This window comes from Scytonema sp. UIC 10036, from assembly GCF_009725235.1.
The window spans coordinates 1-8,792 of sequence record NZ_WJFC01000337.1 but is presented as its reverse complement, the minus strand read 5'-3'; the positions used below and the strand labels follow the sequence as shown (position 1 = coordinate 8,792).

Annotated in this window: 7 protein-coding genes; 4 read left to right on the top strand and 3 right to left on the bottom strand. The window is 44.2% G+C overall.

Annotation, left to right across the window (positions count from 1 at the left end; genetic code table 11):
• Positions 1-120: 120 nt before the first annotated feature.
• Both cobM and lgt read right to left on the bottom strand, forming a co-directional pair.
• On the bottom strand, positions 121-921 hold the full coding sequence (gene cobM, locus F7734_RS59385) for a precorrin-4 C(11)-methyltransferase (protein WP_155753532.1): 801 nt from the start codon (positions 919-921) through the stop codon (positions 121-123).
• A 217-nt stretch (positions 922-1,138) separates the two neighbouring features.
• Positions 1,139-1,990: a prolipoprotein diacylglyceryl transferase gene (gene lgt / locus F7734_RS59380; RefSeq protein ID WP_155753531.1), complete on the bottom strand. Its 852-nt coding sequence runs from the start codon at positions 1,988-1,990 to the stop codon at positions 1,139-1,141.
• A 247-nt stretch (positions 1,991-2,237) separates the two neighbouring features.
• Between lgt and coaD the strand changes: the two genes are divergently transcribed.
• The 4 genes from coaD (at position 2,238) to F7734_RS59360 (ending at position 5,686) form a co-directional block, all read left to right on the top strand.
• On the top strand, positions 2,238-2,816 hold the full coding sequence (coaD, locus tag F7734_RS59375; protein ID WP_166482827.1) for a pantetheine-phosphate adenylyltransferase: 579 nt from the start codon (positions 2,238-2,240) through the stop codon (positions 2,814-2,816).
• Entirely contained in the window at positions 2,699-3,394 is a 696-nt protein-coding gene (locus tag F7734_RS59370; RefSeq protein ID WP_155753530.1) for a DivIVA domain-containing protein, read from the top strand. Before coaD ends, F7734_RS59370 begins: the two co-directional genes overlap by 118 nt.
• A gap of 121 nt (positions 3,395-3,515) precedes the next feature.
• Complete coding sequence (locus tag F7734_RS59365) at positions 3,516-5,048, top strand: AAA family ATPase (RefSeq protein WP_155753529.1); 1,533 nt, start codon at positions 3,516-3,518, stop codon at positions 5,046-5,048.
• Positions 5,045-5,686, top strand: coding sequence for a DUF4276 family protein (locus tag F7734_RS59360; protein WP_155753528.1), 642 nt, complete (start codon positions 5,045-5,047; stop codon positions 5,684-5,686). The genes F7734_RS59365 and F7734_RS59360 overlap by 4 nt, the downstream gene beginning before the upstream one ends.
• 193 nt (positions 5,687-5,879) lie before the next feature.
• On the opposite strand, the gene F7734_RS59355 is transcribed toward F7734_RS59360, so the two are convergent.
• Positions 5,880-8,792 (bottom strand): DNA-directed RNA polymerase subunit beta'' (locus F7734_RS59355; protein ID WP_155753527.1); only part of this gene is annotated, 2,913 nt, incomplete at its 5' end.

The following is an 8,792-nucleotide window of genomic DNA, read 5'->3' as shown; positions in this document are numbered from 1 at the left end:
TTTGATTTTTGATTTTTGATTTTTGATTTTGGATTTTGGATTTTGGATTTTGGATTTTGGATTTTGGATTTTGGATTGGGTAATGGGCAATGAATGACTTTTAACAATGCCCAATTCCCATTAATGTCGAAATAAATGGCTGTGTTCGGGATGATATAAACGGGAACGTCCTGTTGTTTGCGACAATGCAGGGCTGATGACGTAAACAGTCGTGCGGATTAGTTTTTCTTTATGAGTACACTCCGCTATTTGATTGAGGGGTACAACCAAAATTCTCTCATCAGACCATCCCAAACGATAGCAAATTGCCACGGGTGTTTCTACTGAATAGTGTTCCAGTAACTTGGCTTGGGCTTCTTCAACATGACGCGCACTTAGGTACAGGCAAAGGCTAGCTTGATGGGCGGCGAGAGTTGCAAGTTCTTCTGTAGCGGGCACTTCTGTACGTCCACTGATGCGTGTTAGTATAATTGTTTGCACTAAGCCGGGAACGGTCAGTTCCAATTTGAGTTTGGCGGCTGCAGCTTGAAAAGCACTGATACCCGGTATGACTTCAAAGGGAATGTTTGCTTCTGCCAAAAGGTTCATTTGTTCGTACATCGCACTGTAGAGACTGGGATCGCCTGAATGAAGGCGCACGACAGATTTTTGCGATCGCACCCGTTCTACCATAATGGGTACAATTTCTTCTAAAGTTTTATTTGCAGTGCGAATAATCTCAGCATCATCTCGGCAAAGCTGCAGCATCTGTGGCGGTACTAAAGAATCAGCAAATAAAATCACATCAGCAGCAGCAAGTAGTTTTTGTGCTTTAACCGTGAGCAATTCAGGATCTCCAGGACCCGCGCCTACAATATACACTGCTGGTTCTACGGTCATAAGTTTTTTGTTGTCGCTTAAAAGGATAGTAGATTCACGCATAAACAAGCACGCCATAAAGCTTCTAAAAAAAATCTTGGCATTTTTCCGTAGCTTTCCGGATGTACCCCCTTAGCTAAGAAGAATGTATTGGTAGATGCACCCTGGTTAAGCCCTAGAGAACACTCTGGGGCATTTTTTATTTTTGGTCATTTGTCAAAAGAAATTGGTCATTGGTCAAAAGTCATTTGTCCCCATTGTCTCCCTTGTCTCTACCCCCTTATTCTGGGGAAACAACATCTGGTAAACGCCGTTTGACTACATAGAGCCAAGCTAACCCACCTATCCCCAAAATAATTCCAACTAGACTGACGATTTGTGCCACTCGCAATGGACCTAACATCAAACTATCAGTCCGAAGACCTTCTATCCAAAGACGTCCCAAACTATATCCTGCTAAATAAACCAAAGATAGCGTACCGATTTTTAGAGAGGGTTTGCCTGATAAACTCCGAAAAAACAATGTTATCAGTAAAGCGAATACCGCTAAATCCCATAGAGACTCATATAAGAAGGTAGGATGGAAGTATTTAAATTCGGCTAGTTCTGGAGGACGGCGATCTGCTGGAATGTATAGTTTCCAAGGTAGATTAGTAGGGCTGCCAAAAGCTTCTGAGTTAAAGAAATTTCCCCAGCGTCCGATTGCCTGACCAAGAATCAATGAAGGAGCAACTAAATCTGCTAATTGCCAAAAAGACACTCGCTTGAGTTTGGCAAAGATTAATGCTGCTATGACACCACCAACAATTGCTCCATGAATAGCAATACCCCCTTGCCAAATGGCAATGATGCGTTCTGGGTGCTGGGCGTACTCCGACCACTCGAACAAAACGTAGTATAATCTAGCTGCGGGAATAGCCCCAAGTACCAACCAAATTGATAAATCGCTGAGCAAATCGGGATTTACATCGCGTCGCTTTGCTAGGTATTGAGAAAGGCTAACGCCAATCAAAACGGCTGAAGCAATCAAAAAGCCATACCAACGGATAACCAATGGTCCTATCTTCACCAGAGTCGGGCCTGGTGAAGTAAATTGAAATGCCAAGGGTAAAGTAAAAAAGTCCGGTATCATACAAAAGTACATAAAAGGCAAGAGAATAAAAGTGTGGGTTGAAAAGTGCGTTTGTTGAAACCCTCAAAACAGAAATGCTTTTTGATTTTATATTTTATTTAAAATGCATGCATAGAAAACTGCTGGGCAACCTACAGCGTAGATTTTAAGTTGCTGTGGGTTCATAGAGGTACATAAGCAATTAAAAATTCAAATTTTAAAATAGGTCAGATATAATCACCTCATCAACGTTGAGGCAGCTGTCATCGTGATTGCCATCTATCCCGGAAGCTTCGACCCTGTCACTTTAGGACATCTTGACATTATCCAACGCGGTTGTCGGTTGTTTGAACGGGTTGTTGTAGCTGTTTTGCGGAATCCCAACAAAACGCCTTTGTTCACCGTCCAAAAACGCTTGGAACAGATTCGTCTCGCAACACAACATTTAACTAACGTCGAAGTCGATGCTTTTGATGGTCTCACCGTCAAATATGCCCAAATGCGAGAAGCGCAAGTCCTTCTTCGTGGTTTGCGAGCCATTTCCGACTTTGAGGTAGAGCTTCAGATGGCTCATACTAATAAAACCCTTTCGCATCAAATAGAGACAGTTTTTCTAGCAACATCCAACGAGTATAGTTTTTTAAGTAGTAGTGTTGTAAAAGAGATTGCTAAGTTTGGCGGCTCTATAAATCATCTTGTTCCCCCGCACGTTGCCCTTGATATTTACCAATGCTACGCCCAAAACAACCAAATATCGAACCAAATCACAACGGAGGTAATCCCCTCTCGGAAGAGTACCCCAATGGAATCTCCTACGATGGAGACGCTACGCCAACAGGAGGCGTAGATCTTCAGCAGGAACTTAACCGCCTCGAAGAAATGATTCTTTCAGGTTTAAATATTCCGCTAACGCGATGCACGTTGGTGGATGAAGACAAGTTACTCGATCAGCTAGATTTCATTCGGCTTTCTTTGCCTGAAGCTTTTCAGGAAGCAGCTGGAGTTCTCCAAGAAAAGGAAGAAATCCTCCTACAGGCAGAAGAATACGGACAACAAATTGTTGATGCAGCCCAAGCCAAAAGAGCACAAATTTTGGATGAAAGCGACATCTTGAGGCAAGCAGAACGAGAAGCGCAACAAATGCGGCAACAAGTACAACAAGAGTGTGAGGCGATGATGCAAGAGACTCTTACGGAAATCGATCGCAAACGACGCGCTTGTCAGCAAGAAATTGAGGAAATGCGACGGGCTGCAGTTGCAGAAGCCGAAGCGATCGAACAAGGTGCTGACGAGTACGCTGATAGCGTTTTAGAAAATATTGAGCAGCAACTTCAAGAAATGTTACGGATTATTCGCAACGGACGCCAACAACTTTACCCAGACAACTCAAAAGGACACAATTCTCTACCTCCTAAAAAGAAATAGTGCTGCTTGGATATACCGTACTACCAAGATGAACTGACAAATTGCTAGTGTTAAAGCAGCTAGCGGAAGATATATTTAGGTAAACTCTTGCAACCAGTTTCAGTTTCAAGAGAAGGAAATTATGTTAACTCGATTAAAAGTTTCTGGATTTAAGAATTTAGTGGATGTCGATGTTCGTTTTGGACCATTTACTTGTGTCGCAGGTGCTAATGGCGTCGGTAAATCTAATTTATTTGATGCTATCCGGTTTTTGAGCGCGATTGCTGATTGTCCTCTGATTGAAGCTGCTTTATCAGTACGCGAACGAGGGGGTAGAACATCTGATGTACGTAGCTTATTCCATCGTGTTGGGGATGAGTATGTAAATGAAATGTCCTTTGAGGCAGAAATGATTGTGCCTTATGAAGGTATCGACGATTTAGGACAAAAGGCAGAAGCTAGTATCACGTTTCTTCGCTACACCATCATCCTTGCCTATCGAACAGATGATAGCCTTCGTTCTTTTGGATCGCTAGAAATTCTGAGAGAAGAGTTAGTTCATATAAACCTTGGTGATGCCAAAAAAAATTTACTGTTTCCTCATAATGTTGAATGGCGTAAATCTGCTATTAAGGGAAGACGAACTTCACCATTTATTTCAACTGAAGATGACAAAGGTAAAACTGTCATTAAACTACATCAAGATGGTATAAAAGGAAAACCGTTACATCGGTTAGCAATGAATCTGCCCCGAACTGTACTTTCTGTTGCCAATGCTGCCGAAAGTCCAACAGTGTTGCTAGCCCGAAGAGAAATGCAATCCTGGCGGTTACTACAATTAGAACCTTCAGCATTACGGCGACCAGACAAATTTACATCTCCAACAAAATTGGACATGGATGGCTCTCACTTGGCTGCAACACTTTATCACCTGGCAAAATTCAACAAGAACCATTTAGCAAATGGAGTATCAGACGATGAGACAGAAGCACAAGTTTACAGCCAAGTTGCCAATCGTTTAGCGGAACTCATTGAGGATGTGGGTCAAGTGGGGATAGATAGGGACGAACCCCACGAACTTTTAACATTAATAGTAACGGGTTCAGACGGCACATCCTATCCGGCAAGGGCTTTATCCGATGGAACTCTCCGCTTTTTGGCGTTAGCTGTTCTGGAGTTAGACCCCCAAGCACAAGGTCTTTTGTGTCTGGAGGAACCAGAGAATGGTATTCATCCAGAACGGATTCCAAAAATACTCAAGCTGCTTCAAGATATTGCTACTGATGTTGATGAACCTATAACTATAGATAATCCACTTCGTCAAGTGATTGTGAATACTCACTCACCAGCTGTAGTGATGCAAGTACCTGATGACAGCTTATTGGTTGCTGAATTAAAGGAAATGGTACGTTCGGGACAGCGCTTTAAACGAGTATCTTTTGGTTGTTTACCTGAGACTTGGAGACAAAAAGCACCGGAAGGAGTGAGTGTTGTCCCCAAAAATAAATTACTTGCTTACTTGAATCCAGTTATACTTAATGACACAGAAGTTGATAGTAATGGGAAGACAGAAAGCCCTCAACCATCAAAAACAACACAACCAAAAAAACGTCGAGTTGTGGATAGAGCCGATCTTCAACCACTAATTCCTGGATTTCCTACTGACTTGGCATGAAAGAACTTTCTTACACATTGCTGTCAGATGGCAGTTCAGACAAAGCACTCATGTCAATTTTGACCTGGTTATTACAAGAGCATCAAGTTGAATGCGCTATTCAATCTACTTGGGCGGATTTGCGACGCTTACCCAAACCACCCAAAACTCTGGGGCAACGCATTAAGAACGGTTTAGATCTCTATCCCTGTGACCTCTTGTTCATTCACCGTGATGCAGAAAAGGAACCACGCGAAAAACGTATGGCTGAGATCCGAGAAGCGGTAGAAGAAGCAATAAAAGAATCAGTGGCAGTACCACCTACTGTTTGTGTTATTCCAGTACGTATGCAAGAAGCATGGCTATTATTTGATGAAATCGCAATACGGAATGCTGCAGGAAATCCTCGTGGGAATCAGCCATTACGACTACCACTTATTGCAACACTTGAACAACTACCAAATCCTAAAGATATTCTTCATAAACTTTTGTACGAAGCCAGTGGATTGACAGGTCGGAGACTAAAGCAATATTCAGTTCATGAACGCGTTCACCGAGTAGCAGAACTTATAAATGATTTTTCTCCTTTAAGAGCTTTAAGAGCTTTTCAAATATTGGAAGCTGAGATTGTACAAGTTATCCAAGAACAAGGTTGGTAATTTCAATCAACATAACTAAAAATCAATGTATGACTCCCTTTCCACTCTAAAATTAATAATTTTTGTAGCAAACGTGCGGCATAGCCCTACCTACGTGTTTAGGTAATCTTTTGGAGGGAAGGGAGTAAAAAAAAGCCCGCTTGCGCGGACTTTTTTTGTGTAACTCTAGAATTTTAGTCAGAGGGCTATTTATCTAGTACAAATCCTCATCATCTTCGTCATCTTCGCCATAATCTTCTTCTTCCACAAGGTCATCTTCAGGATCGATCGCAGTGGCATTTGTGAGCAACAAATCATCGTCATCCAAAATGTCCTTATCAGGAGTGCGTCGGAATCCATCTGAGCCTAAAGTTGATGGAGGTTCTAATTGATACGCACGGGCAGTGCGATCGTCAAGAACCATGTCGAGAGGATCGTCAACTTCATCCAAGACACTGCTACTCATATCAGTAGAGTAATCTTCAATCGTGCCTGGTTCCTCATAAGCATTGAACCCAGTACCGGCGGGAATCAATCGGCCGATAATGACGTTTTCCTTCAAACCGCGCAACCAGTCAGATTTGCCTTCAATAGCGGCTTCGGTCAAGACCCTTGTTGTTTCTTGGAAGGATGCGGCGGAGATAAAGCTGTCGGTATTCAAAGATGCTTTGGTGATACCGAGCAACACGGGAGTATACTGTGCTCTTGCACTACCAGTGATTGCCATAGCTTCATTGACCTGCTCGATTTGGCGCAATTCCACCAATTCACCAGGAAGCATTGTGGTGTCACCACCATCGTCTACCCGAACTTTAGATGTCATCTGGCGGACGATCACTTCAATGTGCTTGTCAGCAATATCAATACCTTGGGATTGATAAACTGACTGAACCTCATTCACCAAGAACGTTTGTACTTTCTGCAACGCTAGACTCGCACAAGCATAAATTCCATCCTCAGAACCGAGATTAAAGAAAATTTCCAGAATTTCGTGAGGATTTGACGGTCCGTCAGTAATTGGTTGTCCCGCATTCACTGTTTGTCCATCTGAAAGAATTAAGTTTTGTCCGGGACCGATAGGATAATCAGTCACAACACCACTTGCTTCAATGATTTTGACAGCGATCGCTTCATCGCCATCACCGTAAACAACTTTGAGTTCTCCAGAACGACGTGCTAAAACACAAGCCTCTTTTGGTTTACGAGCTTCCAAAAGTTCCTCAATCCTGGGCAAACCTTGAATGATGTCGCCAGTTTTCGCCCGTTCAAACACCAACAGCACCAAGTTATCACCGCGCTGTACCAATCCGCCATCATCCACCTGTAACACAGCACCAGCACTGACTCGGTAAGGACGACCAACACGGATGGTGAGAGTGTAGGTGGGTGGGGCGGCTAGGGAAGAGGGGGAAGACAAGGGAGAAGATTCTTCTACCTTGTCCCCCTTGTCCCCCTTGTCTCCCTCTACCTTCTTCACCTGTATAACTTGTCCGGACTCTTCAGCAAAGACTCCAGGAGCCACTTCTGTACCTTCGACGATCAAATCACCGGGTTTTACCTTGGGAACGCCAGTGATGCTATTCATTTTCACCAAATCGCTATGACGCAAAATCAAGCAGCGACGAACAGTTTCCGTTCCTTTTTGTACCCCCCGTACCATACCACCTTCTTTACACAAGATTTGGGTACGTGCAACAACAGCCCCTGGGGTAATGGTTTGTCCGTCTTCCACCTCAAGCGCAGTCGTCGTACTACCTTGAGTCGCATCAGCAGTAATGTCGCGACGGATAACCAGAGATTCCAGAATCACCAATTGCAAGCGCTGAATTTCTGGGTCATCGGGATCGTTGAGTAATTCAATATCGGCTGCCAATGGGGAAGCATTGTGGTCAAGTTCTCCTTCGGTCTCAATTTCCAGCACCAGTTGAGTCCGGAGTAATTCCACACCTTCAACAGTCTTGACGCGTTCGGAGTCTTTGTAAGGCAAACGCTGTACTGCCCGCAGTTGAATCGAACGCCCTGTTTGCTGACTCACTGATGTCGTCGCTGGCACATCGGGGTTGTCTGGTACGGGGAACTCAACAACCGGACGGCATAAGAGTGCTGGTCCTTCTGGTGATTCTACGTACTCAATGTAGCGCAACTCGTTCTTCACTTGTCCCAGCAATTCCTCACCTGGTTGAATAAAAGTGCCGTCCTTGCCCATGACTGCTTCTGGGTCGTCTACCATGAGGAATTCTCCTGGTTTGATGACCACTTCCCTTAATATGTCATTTTTCTGGGTCACTTCTATGACACCGGAGTTTTGGCAGAAGATGTCTTTGACAACTTCCGTACCTGCTTCGACAAACTGACCATCTTCTACCATCAGCAAGGAAATATCTTTGTTCACCTCGTGGGTTTCTTCCGGAATCCACAGCAAAGTCCCGCCCTGTACAACTTCGTAACCCTGCTTCGCCTTGCCCTTTTTCTGAACTTCCACACCCGCGTACTTCAGCAATCCACCAGTCTTTGTGTGATAGCGATCGTCAATTAACTCCGCTACCACTTGAGAGTTTTGAACTTTAGTACCAGGGGTGGCTCGCAGGTGAAATTCCTGGTTATTAGCAGTCTTGACTAAATAGTTGTTGCGACCTTGGCTAGTTTGAGCGGTGACGATTGCGTTGTCTAACACCACAGAAGCGGTGATAATCTCAATTTCCCGCGTTCCTTTACCAGGAGTTGCTTCACGGGCACGCACCACACCACCATGCAATGTGGTTAACTTGGTTTCTCCCAAAACTCCACCGCTTTCTATAGTGTCGCCGTTATTGACAACCAACTCCGCACCAGGGGGTAAGTTATAAACTTCCCCTGAGAGAATCCAAACCAGACCACCTCTTGCGGCTGTTGTGGTGGTATTACCTTGACGGTCAGTTTTTTGTTCTGGAATAACATCAGCGAACTTCACTTCCCCGGCTAAGTCAGAAGCTACGTCTTTGACAGCCTTTTCTGTATTCGCACGTGTTGTGCGTCCGCCCAGTGCAACCTCTGCGAGCAATTGACCTTTCTTAACTTTTTGCCCATCCACAACGTAGAGAGTTGAACCTTGGGTGACAGAGATGTCTATGGAGGAGGGGGTTGGGGG